Genomic DNA, 22,185 nt, shown 5'->3' with positions numbered 1-22,185 from the left:
AAATCACGTTTTCGCTAAAGAAAACTGGTCGGGAAAAGAGGATTCGAACCTCCGGCCCCTGCCTCCCGAAGGCAGTGCTCTACCAGGCTGAGCTATTTCCCGACCGCGACCATTTGGGGCCTAAGACCACCGACCGCAGGCGGTGCCTATAGTCCTGCGATTTTGGCGTTTCAAGCCGAATATTGAACGCCATGCGGCGGTTGCCAGAATCGTTACCGCGCTCTAGCTTCGCATGATGGGAACAACGCCACATTATGAGGAGCAATATCTTGCGCTGATGCGGAAGATATGGACGGAAGGTACGATCCAGCGGGATCGCACAGGGGTCGGAACCCGCGCGCTTTTTGGCGCCATGATGCGTTTTTCGCTGGCGGACGATGCGGTGCCCTTGCTGACAACCAAGCGTGTGTACTGGAAAACAGCGGCCCGCGAGATGCTGTGGTTCCTGACCGGCAACACGAATATCCGGCCCTTGCTCCAGCAAAATGTGCGGATCTGGACCGACTGGCCGCTGGACCGGTACCGACGCGAAACGAGTAGCGATATCACGCAAGAGGATTTCGAAGCGAAAATCGTGGAAAGCGCTGAATTTGCGGAACGGTGGGGCGATTTAGGACCTGTATATGGCGCGCAATGGGTGAATTGGCCGGTGTACAAGCCAGTGGGTGAGGGCCTTTTCCAAAAGATGGATAAGGGGATCGATCAGGTTTCGATGCTGGTCGAGAGCCTGAAAAATAACCCGGGGTCACGGCGTCACATAATCGAAGGCTGGAACGTTGCCGAACTCGATAAAATGGCGCTGCCACCCTGCCACAAAACCTATCAATTCCATGTCGCCGACGGGGTGTTGAGCTGCATCCTGTTCCAGAGATCCTGCGATCTTGGATTAGGCTTTGCTTTCAATGCCTTTTCCGCAGCACTTTTGACACGGATGCTGGCGGCTATTTGCGGATATCAGCCGGGCGAACTGATTTGGCAGGGGGGGGATGTGCACCTTTACCTCAACCACAGCGATCTTGTGGAAGAACAATTGTCGAGGACGCCGTCCGGAGCACCAAAGCTCAAGCTGCTACGGACACCCGACAGTATTTTTGATTTCCGGATTGATGATTTCGAAGTGCTAGATTACGCGCCGCAGGCTCATATATCCGCGCCTGTGGCGGTTTGAATGCTCCGATAGGTCAATACTATTGACCTAAACCAGTGCTTGAAATATTATAACAATCGCAGACAATAAATTACCTGAGTCGGTCAGGAAGACATTTGCGGAGGAACAAGCATGGGGCAGCATAACCGGGACAATCTTGCGCCTTTGCATCTCCATGTTCCTGAACCGAAATTTCGTCCCGGCGACAAGGCTGATTTCAGCGATATTGTTGTTCCCGAGGTGGACGCGGTTACCCGCCCCGATGAGCATGTTGCCCCTGCGGATATCCATCCATTGGCGTACGGTCTGGTACGCGTATTGGGCGACGACAACAGGGCAACAGGCAGTTGGAATCCGGGCCTGAGCGCCGACACGTTGCGGTTGATGCTCCGCAAAATGCTGATGCTGCGCGCATTCGATGATCGCATGTTTCGCGCGCAACGGCAGGGCAAGACAAGTTTCTATATGAAGTCATTTGGTGAGGAGGCGACTTCGGTTGCCACCACTATGGCGTTGCATCGCGATGATATGTGTTTTCCGAGCTATCGCCAGCAAGGTATTCTAATTACACGGGATTATCCGCTGGTCGACATGATGAACCAGATCTATTCCAACCGCGGGGACAGGCTGAAGGGACGGCAGTTGCCGATCATGTATTCGGCCAAAGATTACGGCTTTTTCAGTATCTCGGGTAATCTGACGACCCAATATCCGCAGGCTGTGGGCTGGGCGATGGCGTCGGCTTCACGTGCGGACACACGGATCGCTGCGGTCTGGTGTGGTGACGGGTCGACGGCTGAAGGCGACTTCCACAGCGCGTTGACCTTCGCCGCCGTCTATAATGCGCCGGTCATCTTCCAGGTTGTGAACAACCAATGGGCGATTTCCTCCTTTTCGGGCTTTGCCGGTAGCGAGCGCACCACTTTCGCCGCACGCGCCATTGGCTATGGAATTGCGGGATTGCGGGTCGATGGGAATGATGCGTTGGCGGTCTATGCCGCGATGCAATGGGCGGCGAACCGTGCGCGGACCAACAATGGCCCGACGCTGATTGAATATTTCACCTATCGTGGTGAGGGGCATTCAACTTCGGATGATCCCAGCGCCTATCGCGCCGCTGAAGAATATGCACTTTGGCCACTGGGTGATCCGGTGGAACGGTTGAAGACGCACCTGATTTCATCGGGCGAATGGAGCGAAGAGCAGCATTCTGCGCTGATCGTGGAATTGTCGGACGAAGTTAAGGCGAAGCAAAAGGAAGCCGAGCAAAATGGCATTTTGGGCCATGGTCTCCACCATCCCTTCGAAACCATGTTTGAAGATGTCTTCGAAGAAATGCCGGCGCATTTGAAAGAGCAATGTGCCCAGATGCTGGAGGAGCAGCGCGACAAATTCGGCCCGGAATGGGAGGCGCGCTAATGTCTGAAGACGCGACGAAAACCATGAATATGATCGAGGCGATTAACAGCGCGCTGGACGTGATGTTAGGCCAAGACCCCGATGTCGTCATCATGGGGGAGGACGTCGGCTATTTCGGCGGCGTGTTCCGCGCGACGGCGGGCCTGCAGAAAAAGCACGGCAAAACGCGCGTGTTCGATACACCCATCAGCGAATGTGGCATTATCGGCGTGGGCGTCGGAATGGCGGCCTATGGTTTGCGCCCGGTGCCGGAAATCCAGTTCGCGGATTATATCTACCCCGGCCTCGACCAGTTGGTCAGCGAAGCGGCGCGTATGCGCTACCGCTCGGCGAATGACTTCATTTGCCCGATGACCGTGCGCTCCCCGTTCGGCGGAGGTATATTTGGCGGCCAGACACACAGCCAGAGCCCTGAAAGCCTGTTTACCCATGTGTGCGGGATCAAGACGGTCATCCCTGCGACACCCTATGACGCCAAGGGGTTGCTGATCGCGGCAATCGAGGACAATGACCCGGTTGTATTCTTCGAACCCAAGCGCATTTATAACGGGCCGTTCACCGGCTATTATGATCGTCCGGTCGAGCCCTGGTCCAAGCATGAGGGCAGCGCGGTTCCCGAAGGCTATTACCGTATCGATCTTGGCAAGGCAGCCGTTGTGCGCGAAGGGCAGGCAGTTACCGTGCTGACCTACGGGACGATGGTCCATGTGGTCAAAGCCGTGGTCGCCGAACATGGCATTGATGCCGAGATTATTGACCTCAGGACTTTGCTGCCGCTGGACATTGACACCATTGAGGCGTCCGTCAAAAAAACCGGACGTTGCATGGTGGTGCATGAGGCGACACGGACGAGTGGTTTTGGCGCCGAGCTTTCGGCGCAGGTGCAGGAACGTTGCTTCTATCATCTCGAAGCGCCAGTCGAGCGCGTGACCGGATTCGACACGCCTTACCCCCACAGCCTTGAATGGGCCTATTTCCCCGGACCGGTGCGACTCGCCCGCGCGTTCGACAAGATCATGAAGGATTGAACTGATGGCCAAATTCACATTCAACCTGCCCGACATTGGCGAAGGCATTGCCGAGGCAGAGATCGTGGCGTGGCACGTCAAGGTCGGTGACCAGATTTCGGAAGACCAACCGCTAGCCGACATGATGACCGACAAGGCAACCGTCGAAATGGAAAGTCCGGTTGCAGGAATTGTGACGCGGGTTGCGGGCGAGGCGGGCGATGTCATCGCCATCGGATCGATGCTGGTCGAGATCGAAACCGCGACTGACGTCAATGACGTCAGTCATGTTCCCGAGGTAAAAGCTGAAGAACCGGCAGCGGTCGCGACGGTCGCGGACGAGGTGCCACAGGCGCCTGAACCGGTGGCTGCACCTGTACAGCCTGTGGCGGAAAAGCCCGCAGAAGCTGTGGTTTCTACGCATCGCGACGTTGTAACGGCTTCCCCTGCTGTCCGTGCACGTGCGAAAGATCTCGGGGTTGATTTGACTGACGTCAAGACGGCAGGCGGACATGTCCGTCATGCCGATCTCGATGCCTATTTGAGCTATGGGTCGGGGCAGGGCTATCGTCCTCCGCACAGTTCGGCGAAACGGGACGATGAGGTCATCAAGGTGATCGGCATGCGCCGCCGGATCGCCGATAATATGGCCGCGTCCAAGCGCCACATCCCGCACTTTACCTATGTCGACGAGATTGACGTTACCGCCATCGAGGCCGTGCGTGCCGACTTGAATGACAACCGCGGCACGAAGCCGAAGCTGACTCTTTTGCCGATGCTGATTGTCGCCATTTGCAAGACAATCCCGCAATTTCCGATGCTTAACGCCCGCTTTGATGACGAAGCCGGTGTTGTTACGCGGCATGGATCGGTGCATTTGGGCATGGCAACGCAAACGCAGGCCGGTCTGATGGTTCCGGTTATCCGCGACGCGCAGGACAAGAATATCTGGCAATTAGCGAGTGAAATCAGTCGTTTGGCGGACGCAGCGCGGAACGGTACTGCAAAAAGCGAGGAGCTATCCGGCTCCACATTGACGATCACGTCGCTCGGCCCACTTGGGGGTATCGCGACGACGCCCGTCATCAACCGTCCGGAAGTGGCCATTATCGGGCCAAACAAGATCGTTGAGCGGCCCATGTTCGTGGGTGACACTATCGAGGCCCGCAAGCTGATGAACCTGTCGATCAGTTGCGATCACCGTGTCGTGGATGGCTGGGATGCGGCGAGCTATGTGCAGGCGCTCAAGAAAGTGATTGAGACGCCGGTCCTGCTATTCACCGATTAAAATTTGAAGCCGGCAAGGCTGTTCTGGTCGAACTTCAGCTTGAAGGTGACAAACGGCCCGCTGCGTGTGTAGCGGCTTTCTTCAAAATCGCGGTCTTCAAAGCCGACGACATTGTAGCCCAGCGAGATGTTCGCGTTCTGGAACGGCGTCACGGTCAGTACCGGGCCGCCTGAATAGGCGATATTCTTGCCATTCGTACCGATCCGGACCGTACCGGCGGCACCGATATCAGCGACATCGCTCAGGTCGAATTTCAGATCTGCGCCGAAAACATTGCTCCAGCCTTTGACATCGTCCTGGCCGAAACGGTCAGTGTTATAGCGCGTGCCCCAGAAGAAGGCATATTCGCCACGCTCTATGAAGCTGCCATCTTGTTCGTCGATCGGCGTGTAGTTGACCGACAGGCTATTGATGACCCGGCGCGATTTGGCATCGCCATCGATGTTGAGCAGTGCGCCGCCAATGGGTCCGGCTTCACCGGCCACGGCATCGCGCACGGCGTCATAACGGAACTCGGTCTTGTTGAGGACTGACCACTGGCTGTCGGCAGGGCGGTGCGCCCAGCTGATTTCGGCCTGCGCTGTGGTGGTGGATGCGCCACCCTTTTCGTTGGCACGGAACCAGCTCAAGGCACCACCCACCGCACGACCTTCGCCAATCTGGCGCAGCACGGCAGTGGTAAAGCCATAACGGTTCGTTGTTTCGCCGTCGCGATATTCGGCGCGGCCTGTCCAGCTCCAGCGATCGCCACGGTATGTCGCGCCAGCGGTAATCGCGGTAAAGTCTTCGGTCAGGCTGCTGTCGCTGCCCAGGAAGCCACCTGAAGCAACAGGCTGCAACGGATTGACGACATCAGCGCGGCTGAACCCGCCCAGTGTCTTGTTGCCGTCGAGCGTGACATCAGCCGACCATTTTTCGCTGATACGGAAGGATTGCGCCAAGCCGTAGGCCGCGAAGGTACGGGGGCCGAATTCGGTTATCTGCTGCTGGTTCGCGCTGGCAAGGATGCGGCCGCCTGCCCAGGGTGCAACGTCAAATCCAAGCCGCGCGGTGCGGGCGTCGATATTTTCGCCCTTGGCGATTTCATAACCGGCGACAAGCGCAACATCGGAACGCACGGCATAGCGTGCAGACACGCTGTGGCGGGCAGGGAAGTCGACGCTTTCATCCTGATCGCTCAGCGCGAATTCGGTTTGTCCTGAAAGCTCAAGCTTGCCATCCAGCAAACGCTGCGATGCGCCGAGCTTGACGAGGGTCGACACATTGGTCGTACCATCGGCCAGCTTGTCATTGGCGTGCGTCAATCCGGCGCGCAGTGTCGTGTCGCCGTCGCGATATTCGAGCTCGCTGATCGCGGCGCGGCGGCGGGCGTCGTCACCGAAAAATTCTTCCTGATATGCAAGGAGCGATGCCGAGAGCTTTTCAGTCAGACGCAAGCGACCATCGACACCGAACTTGCGCGTGCCGATTTCCGAACGGTTGATCTGGCCCACGCCAAAGCCTGCCTGCTGTTCGCGGACATAGGCGATGATGTCGAACTTCTCGTCATGATGCTCGGCTTCCACCAGCCATGCCGTTGCACCGCCCGAAGACGCTGCTGCTGTTTTGGCTTCACCGGACGACCCCGCAAATTCGGCGCGGATTTCGGTGCCGTTAGCCGGGCGATAGATCAGGTCCGCGCCCAGCAGGTCTGTTTTGGCGGCGTCGCTTTCGTCGTGAATGCCTGTGGCGGCAATCTGCAGCTTTTCGTCGGCACTCTTCCAGCGGACGCGTCCACCGGCGTTGGCGACGCGCTTGCCGATGCCATCGACCTCATATTCCGCGATGATGAACTGCGGATCGAGCCCGCTGCCGCGCGAAAGAATCGGTTCGCGAAAACGCAGCGTTCCGGCGAGATAATCGATATCATAGTCAATATGGCGGAACAGCGACTTGCGGTCGACAATACGGTCGGAACGCAGGCGGTCGCGTGTTTCCAAGGTAATGCGTTCGCTGTTCGCGATAATGTCGCGTGCACCTAGGGCGTAGGGCCCCGACAGGCCGTTGCCCTGGATCTCGTCACGGCGGTAGCGTGTGGGTGTGTCCGAACCAAAGGCGGTCGCCTGGATGGCATCGTTGCGATATTCCGCCTTCACGCCGTTGAAGGCGCGCTGGTATCGTGCAAGCTCAGGCTCATCGATACCGGTCTGGTAATCGCCGAACAGGGCGTAGAATTGTGGACGCTCCAGTTTCAGGTAGAGACGACGCACCGATGCGGCGTCGTAACGCTGGTCCGTGCGGTCGGCGTAGATGGTGTAATAACGACGCGGATCAATGACGCCGGCAAAGCGGGTCTGATCCTCTTTCTTGTCGGTGTCATAGGCCATGGTCATCAACCATTTGCCCGTGACGCGACCCTTTGCATAAAGCGCGATCCGGCCGTCGACACTGATGGGATCATCATCGCCAACCTGTTCTTCCAGACCTTCTTCCAGCTTGTTGAAGCCGATGGTGCCCGCGGCAAAGCCGACAACAGTCCAAGGGCGATTGCCCGGATCAAGCCAGGTTTCGACGCGTTGTTCGCGACGCACTTCGCCATCGACAAAGTTGAAGCTGATGGCCAGCGATCCCGAGGCTGTTGTGGGTTCCAGTTCGATATAGGCGATACCGTTGTCGCCATGCACACGCCAGACGGGTGCTGCGCGCTCCAGACCGGACAGTTGGCGTGCTTGCTCGGCATCTACCTCGACAGCGGGGCGATAAGGCTCAGTGACGCTGAAATCGCCTACAGCGCCATGTTGGATCGGTTTGCCCAAACGGTCCGTCAGGCGCACGGCGATGCGTGGCCGTGTCACACCGTCGGCGAGTAACACCGACTGGTCTTTCAGGAATTGCGCGCGCATCGGTGCGTGGGCGAAGTAGACATCGCGCTCCAGCGTCTCGACTACGGCGCCCGATGCGTCCTTGATTTTCGCGGTCAGCTTCGTGGTGCCGTCCTCAATACCAACGCCGCGCCAGATGGCGACCTGCACCTGACCATCGGCGCTTTTCTTGGTGCCGTCATAGTTCAGCGCGTCGACTTTCTTGCCGTTGGTGAACAGCTCGATGGTCTGACCGGCACGGTATTTGATGGCGACGCGGATCGATTTGACGCGCGGATTTTGGTCCGTGGCGGGGTAGAGGAAGCCGGTGCCGGGTTCCTGGCCTGTCAGCCAATCGCGGTCTGCACCTGCCGCTTCAGGGTCGCTGAGGACCGGAGGCAGCGGTGTGGCGTTGATACGGCTATCGGCGCGTTCTGCGGTTTCCACAGCGCGGAAATCGGCGCGTTTCAGGCTGCCGCCGCGTCCTTCGACAAAGCGGGAGATGGCGCTACCTGCGCTGCGTGTGTTCTGCGCGCAATCGACCGGAGCCTGATTGGGCGGGAAGCTTGTGGGGTCGACCTGAACGACATGGATGCCGGGGATCAGCCCTTCGAAATGGTACCGGCCGTCAATGTCGGTGACCGTGTAGGTGCCGTCCTGCAACATTACCCGCACGCCGGCAATTCCCTTGGCTTTGCGCGGGTCTATAGTGCATCCGCCCTCGGTCACGCGGCCGACCAGAGTGAAGCGTTCGCTGATACCGTCGCGGATGATCCGAACAGCCGCATCGACTTGGTCACTGGCGGCACCGCGATTGTCGCGCGCAATGGCGAGGTTGATCGCATTTCCGGGCCGTGCATCCTGCCGCACTTCGGCAAGATAGGTGAGCAGGCCCGATCCGCCACCCGTCAAGGGCGGGAGGGCGACCGAGAAACTGCTGCCGTCCGGCGCAATTGTCGGCGTAACTGTAATACCCTGATATCGAACGCTATTTTGTCGCAAACGCATGGCGTTCGGCAATTGGTCGGTAATCGTGACCGGCCCTGTATTCCGGATTCGGTCCGTATTGCGGACCTCGACACGATATTGCACCACGTCGCCCGGCGTCGCAGTGACCGTGGAGGTCGATTTTCGGAGTGACAATATGCCGCCGGGACGATCCAGCGGGATGTCAATGCGCACGGGGGCAGGGTCGGACAAGGTAATTGTCCCCCCATAGGAGCCCGGTGCGATGATGAATTGCCCCCCGTCGGGTCGTGTCAGCGCCGCCAGCTCGGGCGGCGTGGCCTGCGACGGGAATGTATAGGGTCCCGGAGGCGTGACAATGAGCCGGTAGGTTCCTTGTCGCAAGAATGGGAAGCGGTAAAATCCTGAAGTAAAAGGATAAATTCTGCCGCTGCCATCGGTTACGGTGCTCCCCGTCACGATCGTGCTGGGGAAGGTGGAGACGCCATCGTCCCCGAAAACAGGTGCAGGTGCACCTGTGGCTGCATCGACAATTGTCACTGTCGAGCCATCGACAGGCGCGCCATCGCCACTGTCGAATGTCAATCCGAAAGGATCGACCAGAATTTCCACCTCGGCATCGCCCAAGCGATTGCCGGTCGTCGTATCGTCGAATTCGACGTTGACGGTATCGCCCGGATTCACCGAAAGTACGCAATCACCCTGCACCGGAACCGGCGGGATTGCGCGTGTGTTGATGAAACCGAGGAAACGGCCACTATTTGTGGCCGATTCGGTGAGCGTAATACGCTCCCGATCGCCCGCAGGCGTCACGACGACCACTTCGAAGCTGTCGATGGCGGTCGCATTCAGATTTTTGGTCGCTGCGTCCATCTGGATGACCAGAGGTTCGCCGGCGCGAATCGCCGTTGCGGGCACCAGACTTGCTGGTGAAGTGCTCAAACCGGAATAGACGCCCTCAAACCGGATGGGAGTTGCACCATTATTGCCAGTACAGATCGTCGTCGGCAAATTTGTGCTTGATGCGTCGGGTGTATTGGAAAATCGCAACAAAGTGAGCGAAGTTGCCGGAACAGGTGCGGGTTCGACCGCAAATTGCACCGTATTTGACGTCCGTGACAGCCTCTGAGCACCTGCATCCCACTCGACGGTGGCTGTATTGGTGATAATTTGCGGCGTCGTTTGCGCGGACGCAGGTAGGCTGGCGACAGGAAGAGCAAATCCTGTCGCCAGCACACCGGCGGCTTGCATAATGAAGGTGGTTAATGGTCGCATTGGGGAAAAGGGCGACGCCGACAAAAGTCGCACGCCGCCCTCCTCTATCTCTTAGTTGATGGTGGCGCGGAAAATAAGCGCGCTGGAGCTGCCGCCAGCGATGTTATTCAACGTGCCTGCCACTGTGTTGGCTGGAGTGCCGAAGCTGCCCGCATCTGCGTCCGAAGCATCGGTGACAACCGTTCCTGCAGCGCAGGTTTGGCTTGCACCAGGGCTTGTCACCGTGCCATTTACGCGGATCGTACCGGCCTGATAGGTTGTGTTCGTCGGCACAAGGTCAGAAATGCTGATGTTCGTCGCCGTCGCACCGCCAGCGGCGTTTGCCACCGAGATGCAATATTCAACCACAGCGCCAGGAACAGACTTGAAGTTGCTGCTGCTGACGCCATCGCTGATGATCCGGCTCGTTTTGAAGACGCTCAATACGGCCGCCTGGACAGTATAGTCGTCGGTCGCAACATCGATACCGTCACGTGCAGCTGAAGTGCCGCCGTTTCCGGATTTCGCGGTGTCAGCGAAGATGGTTTCCACGGTGCCCGCACCGTTGACTGTCGCGTCGGTCGCGGCGGTAATTGCCGTGCCATTGCTGTTGAGCGCGGCTGCGCTCAACGAAATGCCTGCAACCTGACCATTAGTGGCGGACAAAGGAATGTCACCAACCACCAGAATGGTGGTATTTGCATCAGCAATTAGATCATTGATTGTCAAAGTCGCTGTAGCTGCTGAATCGCAGGTGTTGTCTGCGTTCGCATCAAGGCAAACCAGCAAATTGGTGACGTTGAACGCATCCGTACCGCCATGTGCGGCCGTTCCGCCCACCAGTTGTGATGGTGTGATCGTGAAATCGAGCGTGTCGTTTGACGTGTTAGTCAAAACAAAGGTCGTAATCTGACCTGTTTGGCCCGGGCTGACATTTGTCGTTCCAGTTGGCGCCTTTTCCGCGAGAGAGAAGATGACCTTACGGTCAACGACAAAAACGTCGGAGGCCGACGCTTGTGTTTGTGCAACGCCACCCACCTGGAAATTGACGTTCACATTGTTCGTAATGCTCGTGCCTTGCGTGGTACCCGCGGCAAATGCAGGTGCGGAACACAGCATAGCCAAGGATACGGTCGACGAGGCAACGAGCAGTTTTAGCTTACTGGTCATAGCGTTTACTCCTGTTGCAAATTATGGATCGCGCCCACTCCGCCGCGATCGAAACGGTTTCGGGTGTCATTTTACGACTCCCCGAAATATCAATTTGCCTTCCGCCCCAACGGTCAGCGGTTGATTCAGATTCCACTTCAAGTGGGTGACATCGCTGCGCAGCGCGGGACGGGTCGTACCGTCCGCCTTCGCCACGCGCAGAGTGCCGAGGATTCCCCAGTTTCTGCCGCCATCGACTGAAACAATTTCCAGTCCATCGGACGTGCCATCAAATTTGACGGCAGCGGGCAGGGGGTTGGTGACCACAAAATTGCTCGCGGTCTCGGTGCCGACATTTTTATATTTGACGACAAACACCAGATTGTCGCCCGGCGTCACCATGGTCGGCTTTTCCAGCGTGACTTTCTTGGTCCCGTCCGCACGCTCGATCTGGCGTTCGACATAGACATCGCTGGTCAGTTGCAAAGGCGTTGCCGCAAATGCAGAACTCGCGCCGGTGAGCGCGAGCAATGCGGTGAAGGTGGTTTTGAATGCTTTCATCATGGTATCAGAACCTTGAAGGTGACAGTGCGTGTTTGGCCCGCCGGGACATTGCCCGCCGCGACAGAGATGCTCGTGCCGGTAAAGCGGCCCGCGTCCGCGTCGGCGGCGTCGGTCAAAGCCGCCGCTTCCAGCGTGATGGAAGCAGCCTGATATTGTGATCCGGCAGGGATCGGGTCAGTGATGACCAGATTGTTCATTGTTCCGGTTCCAGAAACCGTCGCGACTAGGCTGTAGGTTATGACAGCGCCCGGAACTGGACGGTTGCCACCAAAGGGATCCAGGATGGTCGCGGATTTCAGCAGCGCGACCGAAGTAGCGCGAACGGCGAGGAAGCCGCTGGCGGTCCCTTGTGCGGTCGTCGAACCGACAACAGCATCGCCGCCACCTTGACCTGCACCGGCAAAGCTGGTGCCCGGCGTGCCGGTTCCGGTGCGCGCAACGGCATTCAGGCTGACATTGGCGCGGTTGGTGTCGACAACGCCGGCTGGCGTCGCTGTGATCACAAATACCGTGACGCTTTGGTCAGGAGCAATGACGGGATCGTTGACGCCCGAGGTATAGACCGTGTCTACGCCAGCATCGTAAACGCCGTTATTATTCGTATCGATAACGATCTGCTGCAAGGTGGGGTCGAAATCATCGCCGCCATTTGCAACATTGGCGGTCAGACCAAATGCTTCATCGCCATTGCCGGTATTGGTGATCCGGAACGTCTGCACATTTCCGGTTGCACCAGGAGACGTCGTGACATCGCCGGGGTCGGTCGATGCAACGGTGACGTCAAGCAGTTCGTCGACCTTGATCACGACCGTGTTGGACTGGATCGTGACAGGCCCACCTGCTGTATCGAACGTTGCAGACGCAATATTCTGGATATCGGTTCCAGCCAACGTACCCGCCGCATAAGCAGGGTTGGCCGACAAAGTGGCGGCGATGATGCATGACGTCAGCAGCGCAGGTGCAATGCTGTGACGGCCCGTATCAAGGCGACGCGAAAGAGGTTTTCTGGTCATCATCACCCATCTTATGCCGCAATAACGTCAAGAAACCGTTAATTGCGCGCGCCTCGGTTAACCACCCTAAAGTATTGAAAAACATATATAATAACATGCTGCAAACGGTAACAATTTGTAAAATCGTAAAAATCTATAACCAAAGATATAGCACAGGACGTCGTGACGTCAAATATGCTTGCAAACTGGCCATTGCTGCCGGTTCCGGGCACGGGAAATAGACATGGTTTTGGATGGGTTAGGGTGTCAAAATTTTGACAAGCGATCACATGAGGCGTGCGCTATTTGGTGCCCATGTGCAGCAATTTTGAGAATAGCGACAAAGGGCGTTGACAGAATCTGTCCTCGCTTCTAGTGCGCCTCCACCGCAAGTTAGCGGGTGTAGCTCAGTTGGTTAGAGCGCCGGCCTGTCACGCCGGAGGTCGCGGGTTCGAGCCCCGTCACTCGCGCCACTTCCCAAGTTTTTTAGACTTCGGGCGGTGCGCTAAATGACCCCGTCTCGATCCAGATCAACAACGGCCTTAGCGGGGCAATCCATACAATTCCGGCGACAAGATAAATCAGCGCCTGCGCCAATATGTGCAGTTGCCCGATATAATCCGACGCGCTGACGACAAGGATCGCCCAGATGAGGATGATCGCCAAAATAGCCAACATTCCAGCAGGTTTGCGCCATGAAGGCGGGGTAATGGGCTTGGTCATAAGCTTATCCAGGATTTTTCGGTCAGAACGGCGTTGAGCGGCATGTCCCATGGGTCGTGGGGCAGGGCCGGAGAATATTGTATGGACCAGGCGAGGCCGACGGCAAAGCTGTTTTCAAGCACGCTGAGCGCGCGGTCATAATGGCCGGCGCCTTGTCCCAGCCGCATCAACTGGTCGTCAAATGCCACCAAAGGCACGAGCAGGACATCCGGGCGCACCGGTTCTGCCTGCGCATCGGGCTGCATAAGCCCGAACGGCCCTTCAATCAGGGCATCGCCCGGGTTCCAGCGCAAGAAACGCATGGGTGAGGCTTTGGAAACTACATGGGGGAGGGCGATGATACATCCCTGCTCATGCGCCTCTACCAGCAAGCGCGACGGATCGGCTTCCGAGCCTATCGCCACATAGCCCGCCAGAACCACACCCGGTGTCAGATGCCCGCTCAACAGGCCGGGGATACGGGAAAAGGACAAGGAACGGTCATTGTCGGACAAATGCCCGACATATTCGTCTCTGATTTTCCTGAAATTTGCGCGCTGTGCTTTTTTGACGTCGATCATGTCCACAGCATCAATGTCCCTTCAAAGGGTTAGCGGAACCACAATGGGTCGTTTCCCGGAATATCCTCTGACGCCAAAACGTCAGGTGGGCGCCGTTTAGTCTGGACCACGGTCCAAACAGGGACAGCTCCCTTAGATAAATAATCGCCTCAGGGATGTTCTCATCAGTTCGTGCCGTGCAGTCCCGCCAAGCACTATATAGGCCTTGTGGACCTATACCTCAAGTCTATCCGCAAGTGCTTCGAGCCGATCGGCTAGTTTATCGAGGGTGGCAAGCGCCTGATCATAACTGTTGCTGTCGTTGGAATCGGCATGAGCCGCCATATTTGATCCGACATTCCGGCTGTCCTGCAATTTGTCGGCGAGCAGTAAGGCTGAAAATAAAAGCAGCCGGCTTTCGTTCAGGCCGCCCGAAGCGCCGCCCGCCTCGCGCGCCATTTCATCGACCATGCTGCCCAATGTCTGCAGCCGGGGTTCTTCGCCATCTTTGCAGGTCACGATATATTCACGGCCAGCGACCATCAAACGAACGTCGGCCATCAGCTTGTACGTCCTGCAAGGATGTCTTCAATCGCGCCAATTGCGGCGCGTGTCTCGGCCTTCAGCTTCTCATGCCGTTCCAGCAGATCCGAATCCCGCGCCGCAGTCTGAACGCCCGATGGAATCCGTTCCAGCCGCGAAAGCGCCCGCTCAATCCGGCCTATGGTCAAAATTAGTTGTTGCTGGGGCATATTTTACTCCCGTTACTTACTGCAATTTAGCAAATTAAAACTATTTAGCAAATGCGCTTCCTATTGAGACAATAGCCCCGTAGTTGCGCAAATCAGCCGCCTATGGCTTGACGCCTGCACCTTCGCTCCGCAAAGGGTGCCCACGCGCGACTCGGAACAGCACGGCCTGCTTCAATATCCGTCGATTTTTTGGAGGCAATCAGGTCGTTAAAGGGGAATGAGATAGATGACTGTCAACCAACGGCAGATGGCCAATGCAATTCGCGCACTGGCTATGGATGCTATTCAAGCTGCCAATAGCGGGCATCCCGGAATGCCGATGGGCATGGCAGACGTTGCGACAGTTCTTTATTCCGACTTTCTAAAATTCGATCCCGCCGACCCGAAATGGCCAGACCGCGACCGTTTTGTGCTGTCGGCAGGACATGGATCTATGCTGGCCTATGCCACGCTGCACCTGACCGGTTATGCGCGGCCGACCATGGATAACATCCGCAATTTCCGCCAATTGCACAGCCCTTGCGCGGGTCACCCGGAGAATTTCGAGCTGGAAGGTGTGGAAGCCACGACCGGGCCCTTGGGGCAGGGTCTGGCGATGGCGGTGGGCATGGCGATTGCCGAGCGGCATTTGAATGCGGTTTTCGGTGACGATCTGGTGGACCATAAAACATGGGTTGTTGCTGGCGACGGCTGCCTGATGGAAGGCATAAACCATGAGGCGATTGGTTTGGCCGGACATCTTGGCCTCGGTCGTTTGAATGTGTTGTGGGACGATAACCGGATCACCATCGACGGTGCAGTCGATCTGTCGTCAAGCGAAGATATCGCGGCCCGCTATGCCGCCACCGGATGGCATGTGGTGAAATGCGACGGTCATGATTTTGACGATATCAAACGTGCGATGGCAGAAGCCGTCGCAGACCCGCGGCCGTCGCTGATCGCCTGCCACACGATTATTGGCTATGGTGCCCCCAATAAGCAGGGCAGTTCCAAGGTCCATGGATCTCCGCTGGGCGACGAAGAGATCGCCGCGACACGCCAGCAACTGGGCTGGGATAGCGCCCCGTTTGAAGTACCCGAGGACATTTTGTCGGCTTGGCGCGCATTGGGTGCCAAAGGTGCATCTGCTAAGAGTGAATGGCAGGATCGTCTTTCAAATAGCTCGAAAAAAACAGAATTCACGCGCCGGATGACAGGCGATGTCGATTCAACAGCGGCGATGTCGACCTATAAGGCGCAACTCGCGGTGGACCTGCCCAAGGCGGCAACGCGCAAATCCTCGGAAATGGCTTTAGGACCGTTGACCGAGGCATTTCCCGAACTGTTGGGTGGTTCTGCCGACTTGACTGGTTCCAATAATACCAAAACATCTTTTACCAAGCCTCTGAATAAAGACGATTATTCGGGCCGCTATATCTATTACGGCATCCGTGAATTCGGCATGGCGGCGGCGATGAACGGTATGGCCTTGCACGGCGGCGTCGTACCTTTTGGCGGTACGTTCATGATCTTCTCGGACTATGCCCGCCCCGCAATTCGCCTGTCGGCATTGCAAGGGCTGCGGGTGGTTTACGTGCTGACCCATGACAGCATCGGGCAGGGCGAAGACGGCCCCACGCATCAGCCGGTCGAGCAGCTGCAGAGCCTGCGGATGATCCCGAACCTCGAGGTTTTCCGCCCCTGCGACGCCATCGAAGTGGCAGAATGCTGGCAACTCGCGCTGGAACGCAAAGATGGGCCGTCTGTTTTGGCACTCTCGCGTCAGGATCTGGCAATGGTGCGCACGTCGGTCGACAGCAATTTGTCGGCCAAGGGCGCTTACCGCATCCAGACTGCCGGAACAGCGCGTAAGGTCGTTTTGATTGCCACCGGATCAGAAGTGGCACTCGCAACCGAAGTTGCGGCGCAACTGGAAGCCAAAGGTATCGGCGCGGACGTCGTGTCCATGCCCAGCATGACGCGTTTTCTGGCGCAAGATGCCGCCTACCGCAACGATGTGCTGCCGGACGATGGCACGCTGCGTGTTTCGATCGAAGCCGGTACGACCTTTGGATGGAGCGATATTACCGGGTCCAACGGTCTCCACATCGGCCTTGATCGCTTTGGCGCATCGGCCCCGGGCAAGGTTCTGATGGACCATTTTGGTTTCTCTGCCGACAAAATTACCCCTCAAATCATCGCCAAATTAGGCTGATAGGAGCATATATGACTGTCAAAGTAGCTATTAACGGATTTGGCCGCATCGGCCGTTTGGTTGCTCGTGCGATACTTGAGCGCGACGACCATGACCTGGAACTGGTCGCCATCAACGATCTGGCGCCGGCAAAGGCGAATGCCCTGCTTTTCAAGCGCGACAGCGTGCATGGCCCGTTCCCCGGCACCGTCGAAGCGGATGGCAATGACATCATCGTCAACGGCAAGCGCATTCATGTGACTGCCGAGCGTGACCCTGCAAATCTGCCGCACGCCGCCAATGGCGTGGATATTGCGCTGGAATGCACCGGTTTCTTCACGGATCGTGCCAGTGCCGAAAAGCATCTGGCTGCGGGCGCCAAGCGCGTGCTGATTTCGGCACCCGGGAAAAATGTCGACAAAACCGTCGTTTTCGGGGTCAACCACGATGTTTTGACCGCTGCAGACGTGATTGTTTCCAACGCAAGCTGCACCACCAACTGCCTTGCGCCGCTCGCGAAAGTTCTGAACGACGCCATCGGTATCGAGCGTGGCCTGATGACCACCATCCACAGCTATACCAATGACCAGAAAATCCTCGACCAGATCCACGACGACATGCGCCGTGCACGTGCCGCCGCCATGTCGATGATCCCCACCACCACCGGCGCTGCCCGTGCGGTGGGTGAGGTTATGCCCGAACTGAAGGGCAAGCTGGACGGTTCGGCAATTCGCGTGCCGACGCCCAATGTCAGCATCGTCGACCTGACCTTCACGCCAAAGCGTGATACCACCAAGGAAGAGGTCAATGAACTGCTAAAGACGGCGTCGGAAGGCGCACTGAAGGGCGTTTTGGCCTATTCTGACGAGCCGCTGGTTTCGATCGACTATAACCATTGCCCGGCGAGCTCGACCATCGATAGCCTGGAAACAGCGGTCATTGACGGCAAACTGGTTCGCGTTTTGAGCTGGTATGACAATGAATGGGGCTTCTCCAACCGCATGGTAGATACAGCCGGCGTCATTGGCAAACTGCTGTAAGGGCTGAAACCATGGCATTTCGCACTTTGGACGATCTTGGGGATATCAAGGGCAAGCGCGCGCTGGTGCGGGTTGACCTGAACGTCCCCATGGCCGACGGCCGTGTCACCGATGACATGCGCCTGCGCGCCTTGCTGCCAACCGTATTGGAACTGAGCAACAAGGGTGCTAAAGTGCTGCTTCTGGCGCATTTTGGTCGTCCAAAGGGCGCAAAGCATAGCGAAATGTCGGTTTCCATGGTGCTCGATGCGCTGCAGGAAGTTGTCGGGCGTGAAATCATGTTTGTCCCCGAAATCGCGGGTGATGTGGTGCGGCAATCGGTTGGTATCCTTGCAGATGGTGACATCGCACTGCTTGAGAACACACGTTTTTGGCCAGGCGAGGAAAAGAACGATCCCGAGCTGGCCAAGGCTGTTGCGGAAAATGGCGATTTCTATGTGAATGACGCGTTCTCTGCAGCCCACCGGGCGCATATGTCGACCGAAGGGCTAGCTCATATATTGCCCGCTTATGCCGGTCGCTCGATGGAGGCCGAACTCAAGGCGCTGGAAGCGGCTTTGGGGAATCCCGAACATCCCGTGGCAGCAGTTGTTGGCGGGGCGAAGGTTTCTACCAAGCTGGACGTGCTCAACAATCTGGTAAAGCAGGTCGATCACCTGATCATCGGTGGCGGAATGGCCAACACCTTTTTGGCGGCGCGCGGTATCGATGTGGGCAAGTCGCTGTGCGAACATGACCTCGCGGACACTGCGAACGCCATTTTGGAAACAGCGGATGCATCGGGATGCACTGTCCATCTGCCTTATGACGTCGTGACGTCAGTCGAATTCCGCAGTAATCCGCCAATCCGTATCGTGAATGTGCATGAAGTTGCAGCCGATGAAATGATTTTGGATGTCGGTCCTGCCGCTGTCGAAGCGCTCGCCGATGTTTTGAAGACCTGCAGGACGCTGGTCTGGAATGGCCCCTTGGGCGCGTTCGAGATTGAACCTTTTGATAAGGCAACCGTGGCGTTGGCAAAGACTGCCGCCGCGTTGACCATAGAAGGTTCGCTTATCTCGGTTGCCGGTGGCGGTGATACCGTCGCAGCTCTGGCGCATGCTGGTGTGTCCGATGATTTCACCTTTATTTCGACCGCTGGTGGTGCGTTTCTCGAATGGATGGAAGGCAAACCCTTACCGGGAGTCGATGCGCTTCAAACGGATTAACCCCACGGGGCGCATTGCCCCGTTTTTTTTATTGTGCTCTTGCATACGTATGCAAACTGGAAAGATTAGGAATTGAGAATGCACGATCCCAAAATGTTCGACAAGATCGCCAATGGCGCCGGCTTTATAGCCGCGCTTGACCAGAGCGGTGGTTCGACCCCAAAGGCGTTGCGTGGCTATGGTATCGAAGAAGATGCCTACGGCAATGACGAGGAAATGTTCGGTCTGATCCACGACATGCGGACCCGCATCATCACATCGCCCAGCTTTGCCAACGGCAAGGTGATTGGCGCGATCCTGTTCGAACGCACTATGGACGGTACAGCAGAAGGCAAGCCTGTTCCGGAAGCCTTGTGGGAACGCGGTGTTGTTCCATTTCTGAAAGTCGACAAGGGCCTGGAAGACGAAGCCGACGGCGTGCAGATGATGAAGCCGATGCCGGAACTCGACAGTTTGTTGGCCCGCGCCCGGGAAAAGGGCGTGTTCGGCACCAAGAAGCGTTCGGTCATCAATAGCGCGTCGCCCACGGGAATCGCGGCTATCGTGAAGCAGCAGTTTGAAGTTGCGGAACAGATTTTAGGTCATGGCCTGATGCCGATCATCGAACCTGAAGTGAACATCAAAAGTGCGGACCGTGCGCAAAGCGACGCGATCCTGCGTGACGAAATCCTGAAGGCTCTCGACAATGTGTCGGGTGACCACAAGGTTATGCTGAAGCTGTCGATCCCGGCCGAAGCCGGACTGTTCGATCCATTGGTACAGCATCCGCGCGTATTGCGTGTCGTTGCGCTGTCCGGCGGATTTGCCCGCCCAGAAGCATGCGTGGAATTGGCGAAGAACCAGGGCATCATTGCAAGCTTCTCGCGCGCGTTGCTGGAAGACCTGCGTCACCAGATGACCGACGCCGAATTCGACGCCTCGCTTGGCGGTGCGATTGACGAGATTGCCGCCGCTTCGGCGACCTGAGGTTGGAGAGGGGCTGGCGGTGATGCGTAAGACATTTGCCGCCAGCCTAAACCCTCGCTAAAGGCGCGGCATGACCGACATTGGATGCCAGCTTTATCTCATTTCCCCGCTCGATGTTAGCGGGGCGTTTTCTGAAAAACTTGAACAGGCCTTGTCGGCCGGACCCGTTGCGGCGTTCCAGTTCCGGGTCAAAGGCATCGACCAGCATGAGGCAGCTGCCTTGGCAGCACCGCTGCAGGAAATCTGCGCACGGCATGACGTCGCCTTCATCGTCAACGACAGCATATCACTGGCCAAACGTTTGAAAGCCGATGGCGTTCATCTGGGGCAGGGTGATGGCGATGCGCGGGATGCCCGTGAACAATTGGGCCGTGACGCCCAGATCGGCGTAACCTGCCACAACAGCCGCCATCTGGCGATGGAAGCGGCTGAGGCCGGTGCGGATTATGTAGCCTTTGGCGCATTCTTCCCGACAAACACCAAAGAGGTCGAGCATATCGCCGAACTCGATACCGTTCAGAAATGGACGCTGGTGACGGAAATCCCATGCGTCGCCATCGGCGGAATTACGCCGGACAATGCAAAGCCGCTTATTGAGGCGGGTGCCGATTTTCTGGCGGTGTCCGGTGCGGTGTGGAATCATCCCCAAGGTCCCGCCGAAGCGGTAAAAGCGTTTAACGCCCTGCTTGCCTAATTCGGTCGCGCCCGTTAAAGGCCGCCACCAACGGCACGCGGCGCGTGTCTGCTCTTTCCATTTGTTAGCGAGTTCGTTCCATGAAAATCAACGCGGTTGAAATCAAGCCGGGTAACATCCTTGAATATGAAAACGGTCTGTGGCGCACGGTAAAGACCGCGCATACCCAGCCGGGCAAGGGCGGTGCCTATATGCAAGTCGAACTCAAAAACCTGCGCGATGGCCGCAAGAACAACGTTCGTTTCCGTTCGGCCGAAAGCGTTGAGCGCGTCCGCCTCGACCAGAAAGATTTCCAGTTCCTCTATGCAGAGGGCGACAATCTCGTGTTCATGGACAAGGAAACCTATGATCAGGTGACACTGCCAAGTGACCTTTTGGGCGATGCTGCCGCCTTTTTGCAGGACGGCATGGATGTCGTCATGGAAATGTATGAGGAAGAGGCGCTTTCGGTGGCCTTGCCCGACCAGATCGAGGCAACCGTTGTGGAGGCCGACGCGGTCGTCAAAGGCCAGACCGCTTCGTCCAGCTACAAGCCTGCCATCCTCGACAATGGTGTGCGCGTCATGGTGCCGCCCTTTATCAGCTCGGGCACGCGGATCGTTGTTGACGTTTACGAACGGGAATATGTCCGGAAGGCCGACTAATGCCAGCATTGACCGGTCTTTTGACCATCATGGAAAAGGCGGCTCGCAAGGCGGGTGGCAAGCTTCGCCGCGATTTCGGTGAAATCGAGCATTTGCAGGTCTCGCAAAAGGGACCGGCTGACTTTGTTTCAAAAGCCGATGAGCGCGCCGAAGATACTATCTTTCGCGAATTGGAAGTTGCCCGTCCGGATTGGGGCTTTCTTTTGGAAGAAGGCGGCGAGATTGCGGGTGCGGATGGAAAGCCGCGCTTCATCGTCGATCCGCTCGACGGCACAAGCAACTTTTTGCACGGTATCCCGCACTTCGCGATTTCCATCGCGGTACAGGATCCCAAGCCGGATGGTTCCGGTTGGGGCGATATCTTTGCAGGTCTGGTCTATAACCCGATCACCGACGAAAGCTTTTGGGCAGAACGTGGCAAGGGCGCATGGCTCGGCCACCGCCGTCTGCGCGTTTCGGCACGCCGGCAACTTAATGAAGCGCTGATCGCCACCGGCACTCCCTATAAGGGCCATGGCGATTTTGACGAATGGGGCAAAATTTACGCTTCTATAGGTCCGCAAGTCGCCGGTATCCGCCGTTTTGGTGCCGCCAGCCTGGATCTGGCATGGCTTGCCGCCGGACGTTATGACGGCTTTTGGGAAAGCGGTCTTTCGGCGTGGGATACGGCGGCTGGGTGTCTGTTGGTGCGCGAAGCAGGGGGCTTTGTAACCGACTATCGGGGACGCAGCCCGCATATCGCGGACACGCAGGTTCTTGCTGCAAATGACATTTTGCACAGCAAGCTGCACAAATTGCTCGTCGGCGCGCTGAAATAGGG

General features: G+C 57.4%; 19 protein-coding genes, 2 tRNA genes and 1 other RNA gene. 12 read left to right on the top strand and 10 right to left on the bottom strand.

Annotated features, from left to right (window positions below):
* Nucleotides 1-25: 25 nt before the first annotated feature.
* Nucleotides 26-102: transfer RNA gene (locus tag EUU25_RS04470), tRNA-Pro, on the bottom strand.
* Nucleotides 103-232: 130 nt separating this feature from the next.
* On the opposite strand from EUU25_RS04470, the gene thyA reads away from it, so the two are divergent.
* The 4 genes from thyA to EUU25_RS04450 all read left to right on the top strand — a co-directional run bounded on the left by thyA (nt 233) and on the right by EUU25_RS04450 (nt 4,861).
* Nucleotides 233-1,168: a thymidylate synthase gene (gene thyA, locus EUU25_RS04465; RefSeq protein WP_425505202.1), complete on the top strand. Its 936-nt coding sequence runs from the start codon at nt 233-235 to the stop codon at nt 1,166-1,168.
* Nucleotides 1,169-1,279: 111 nt separating this feature from the next.
* Nucleotides 1,280-2,566, top strand: coding sequence for a 3-methyl-2-oxobutanoate dehydrogenase (2-methylpropanoyl-transferring) subunit alpha (locus EUU25_RS04460; RefSeq protein WP_158898669.1), 1,287 nt, complete (start codon nt 1,280-1,282; stop codon nt 2,564-2,566).
* Nucleotides 2,566-3,594 (top strand): alpha-ketoacid dehydrogenase subunit beta, encoded by a 1,029-nt coding sequence (locus EUU25_RS04455; protein WP_246162904.1) that lies wholly within the window; start codon nt 2,566-2,568, stop codon nt 3,592-3,594. The genes EUU25_RS04460 and EUU25_RS04455 overlap by 1 nt, the downstream gene beginning before the upstream one ends.
* Before the next feature lie 4 nt (nt 3,595-3,598).
* Entirely contained in the window at nt 3,599-4,861 is a 1,263-nt protein-coding gene (locus EUU25_RS04450; protein WP_158898665.1) for a dihydrolipoamide acetyltransferase family protein, read from the top strand.
* Here the strand turns inward: EUU25_RS04450 and EUU25_RS04445 are convergent.
* The 4 genes from EUU25_RS04445 to EUU25_RS04430 form a co-directional block, all read right to left on the bottom strand.
* Nucleotides 4,858-9,975, bottom strand: coding sequence for a hypothetical protein (locus EUU25_RS04445; RefSeq protein ID WP_246162903.1), 5,118 nt, complete (start codon nt 9,973-9,975; stop codon nt 4,858-4,860). The genes EUU25_RS04450 and EUU25_RS04445 overlap by 4 nt on opposite strands.
* Nucleotides 9,976-9,993: 18 nt before the next feature.
* Complete coding sequence (locus EUU25_RS04440; protein WP_158898663.1) at nt 9,994-11,091, bottom strand: hypothetical protein; 1,098 nt, start codon at nt 11,089-11,091, stop codon at nt 9,994-9,996.
* Nucleotides 11,092-11,157: 66 nt separating this feature from the next.
* Nucleotides 11,158-11,634, bottom strand: coding sequence for a DUF11 domain-containing protein (locus EUU25_RS04435; RefSeq protein ID WP_158898661.1), 477 nt, complete (start codon nt 11,632-11,634; stop codon nt 11,158-11,160).
* A complete protein-coding gene (locus EUU25_RS04430; RefSeq protein WP_246162901.1) occupies nt 11,631-12,650 on the bottom strand; it encodes a hypothetical protein in 1,020 nt (339 codons plus the stop codon). Before EUU25_RS04430 ends, EUU25_RS04435 begins: the two co-directional genes overlap by 4 nt.
* A 372-nt stretch (nt 12,651-13,022) precedes the next feature.
* Here EUU25_RS04430 and EUU25_RS04425 point away from each other — a divergent pair.
* A tRNA-Asp gene (locus EUU25_RS04425) sits at nt 13,023-13,099 on the top strand.
* Nucleotides 13,100-13,112: 13 nt separating this feature from the next.
* On the opposite strand, the gene EUU25_RS04420 is transcribed toward EUU25_RS04425, so the two are convergent.
* The 5 genes from EUU25_RS04420 to EUU25_RS04400 form a co-directional block, all read right to left on the bottom strand.
* Complete coding sequence (locus EUU25_RS04420; RefSeq protein WP_158898658.1) at nt 13,113-13,349, bottom strand: DUF2842 domain-containing protein; 237 nt, start codon at nt 13,347-13,349, stop codon at nt 13,113-13,115.
* Complete coding sequence (locus tag EUU25_RS04415; protein ID WP_158898656.1) at nt 13,346-13,909, bottom strand: 5-formyltetrahydrofolate cyclo-ligase; 564 nt, start codon at nt 13,907-13,909, stop codon at nt 13,346-13,348. Before EUU25_RS04415 ends, EUU25_RS04420 begins: the two co-directional genes overlap by 4 nt.
* A 31-nt stretch (nt 13,910-13,940) precedes the next feature.
* Nucleotides 13,941-14,097, bottom strand: a non-coding RNA gene (gene ssrS, locus EUU25_RS04410) — 6S RNA.
* A gap of 25 nt (nt 14,098-14,122) precedes the next feature.
* Entirely contained in the window at nt 14,123-14,449 is a 327-nt protein-coding gene (locus EUU25_RS04405; protein ID WP_158898654.1) for a cell division protein ZapA, read from the bottom strand.
* Nucleotides 14,449-14,640, bottom strand: coding sequence for a hypothetical protein (locus EUU25_RS04400; protein WP_158898652.1), 192 nt, complete (start codon nt 14,638-14,640; stop codon nt 14,449-14,451). Before EUU25_RS04400 ends, EUU25_RS04405 begins: the two co-directional genes overlap by 1 nt.
* A gap of 226 nt (nt 14,641-14,866) precedes the next feature.
* On the opposite strand from EUU25_RS04400, the gene tkt reads away from it, so the two are divergent.
* From tkt to EUU25_RS04365, 7 genes are all read left to right on the top strand, one after another.
* Nucleotides 14,867-16,834 carry a transketolase gene (gene tkt, locus EUU25_RS04395; RefSeq protein ID WP_158898650.1) on the top strand — a complete coding sequence of 656 codons (1,968 nt, stop codon included), beginning with the start codon at nt 14,867-14,869 and terminating at the stop codon, nt 16,832-16,834.
* 11 nt (nt 16,835-16,845) lie between these two features.
* On the top strand, nt 16,846-17,853 hold the full coding sequence (gap, locus tag EUU25_RS04390; protein ID WP_158898648.1) for a type I glyceraldehyde-3-phosphate dehydrogenase: 1,008 nt from the start codon (nt 16,846-16,848) through the stop codon (nt 17,851-17,853).
* A gap of 11 nt (nt 17,854-17,864) precedes the next feature.
* Entirely contained in the window at nt 17,865-19,061 is a 1,197-nt protein-coding gene (locus EUU25_RS04385; protein ID WP_158898646.1) for a phosphoglycerate kinase, read from the top strand.
* Between the two features lie 78 nt (nt 19,062-19,139).
* Entirely contained in the window at nt 19,140-20,027 is an 888-nt protein-coding gene (locus EUU25_RS04380; protein WP_158898644.1) for a fructose bisphosphate aldolase, read from the top strand.
* A 70-nt stretch (nt 20,028-20,097) separates the two neighbouring features.
* Nucleotides 20,098-20,721 (top strand): thiamine phosphate synthase, encoded by a 624-nt coding sequence (gene thiE, locus EUU25_RS04375; protein ID WP_158898642.1) that lies wholly within the window; start codon nt 20,098-20,100, stop codon nt 20,719-20,721.
* An 80-nt stretch (nt 20,722-20,801) separates the two neighbouring features.
* Nucleotides 20,802-21,365 carry an elongation factor P gene (gene efp / locus EUU25_RS04370; RefSeq protein WP_158898640.1) on the top strand — a complete coding sequence of 188 codons (564 nt, stop codon included), beginning with the start codon at nt 20,802-20,804 and terminating at the stop codon, nt 21,363-21,365.
* Nucleotides 21,365-22,183 (top strand): inositol monophosphatase family protein, encoded by an 819-nt coding sequence (locus EUU25_RS04365; protein WP_158898638.1) that lies wholly within the window; start codon nt 21,365-21,367, stop codon nt 22,181-22,183. Before efp ends, EUU25_RS04365 begins: the two co-directional genes overlap by 1 nt.
* Nucleotides 22,184-22,185 lie beyond the last annotated feature (2 nt).

The organism is Sphingorhabdus lacus (assembly GCF_009768975.1).
In the GTDB taxonomy this organism is placed as follows: domain Bacteria; phylum Pseudomonadota; class Alphaproteobacteria; order Sphingomonadales; family Sphingomonadaceae; genus Sphingorhabdus_B; species Sphingorhabdus_B lacus.
Note: the sequence above shows the minus strand (reverse complement) of the source record. Positions and strands in the feature narration are given on the sequence as shown.

What these genes read in the sequence shown, in the direction of transcription:
- thiE (WP_158898642.1), top strand. Translation starts at nt 20,098, where the DNA reads ATGACCGACATTGGATGCCAGCTTTATCTCATTTCCCCGCTCGATGTT.
- EUU25_RS04405 (WP_158898654.1), bottom strand. Translation starts at nt 14,449, where the DNA reads ATGGCCGACGTTCGTTTGATGGTCGCTGGCCGTGAATATATCGTGACC.
- EUU25_RS04450 (WP_158898665.1), top strand. Translation starts at nt 3,599, where the DNA reads ATGGCCAAATTCACATTCAACCTGCCCGACATTGGCGAAGGCATTGCC.
- EUU25_RS04435 (WP_158898661.1), bottom strand. Translation starts at nt 11,634, where the DNA reads ATGATGAAAGCATTCAAAACCACCTTCACCGCATTGCTCGCGCTCACC.
- EUU25_RS04420 (WP_158898658.1), bottom strand. Translation starts at nt 13,349, where the DNA reads ATGACCAAGCCCATTACCCCGCCTTCATGGCGCAAACCTGCTGGAATG.
- EUU25_RS04380 (WP_158898644.1), top strand. Translation starts at nt 19,140, where the DNA reads ATGCACGATCCCAAAATGTTCGACAAGATCGCCAATGGCGCCGGCTTT.
- EUU25_RS04440 (WP_158898663.1), bottom strand. Translation starts at nt 11,091, where the DNA reads ATGACCAGTAAGCTAAAACTGCTCGTTGCCTCGTCGACCGTATCCTTG.
- tkt (WP_158898650.1), top strand. Translation starts at nt 14,867, where the DNA reads ATGACTGTCAACCAACGGCAGATGGCCAATGCAATTCGCGCACTGGCT.
- thyA (WP_425505202.1), top strand. Translation starts at nt 233, where the DNA reads ATGATGGGAACAACGCCACATTATGAGGAGCAATATCTTGCGCTGATG.
- EUU25_RS04455 (WP_246162904.1), top strand. Translation starts at nt 2,566, where the DNA reads ATGTCTGAAGACGCGACGAAAACCATGAATATGATCGAGGCGATTAAC.
- efp (WP_158898640.1), top strand. Translation starts at nt 20,802, where the DNA reads ATGAAAATCAACGCGGTTGAAATCAAGCCGGGTAACATCCTTGAATAT.
- EUU25_RS04385 (WP_158898646.1), top strand. Translation starts at nt 17,865, where the DNA reads ATGGCATTTCGCACTTTGGACGATCTTGGGGATATCAAGGGCAAGCGC.
- EUU25_RS04365 (WP_158898638.1), top strand. Translation starts at nt 21,365, where the DNA reads ATGCCAGCATTGACCGGTCTTTTGACCATCATGGAAAAGGCGGCTCGC.
- EUU25_RS04460 (WP_158898669.1), top strand. Translation starts at nt 1,280, where the DNA reads ATGGGGCAGCATAACCGGGACAATCTTGCGCCTTTGCATCTCCATGTT.
- EUU25_RS04400 (WP_158898652.1), bottom strand. Translation starts at nt 14,640, where the DNA reads ATGCCCCAGCAACAACTAATTTTGACCATAGGCCGGATTGAGCGGGCG.
- EUU25_RS04415 (WP_158898656.1), bottom strand. Translation starts at nt 13,909, where the DNA reads ATGATCGACGTCAAAAAAGCACAGCGCGCAAATTTCAGGAAAATCAGA.
- gap (WP_158898648.1), top strand. Translation starts at nt 16,846, where the DNA reads ATGACTGTCAAAGTAGCTATTAACGGATTTGGCCGCATCGGCCGTTTG.
- EUU25_RS04430 (WP_246162901.1), bottom strand. Translation starts at nt 12,650, where the DNA reads ATGATGACCAGAAAACCTCTTTCGCGTCGCCTTGATACGGGCCGTCAC.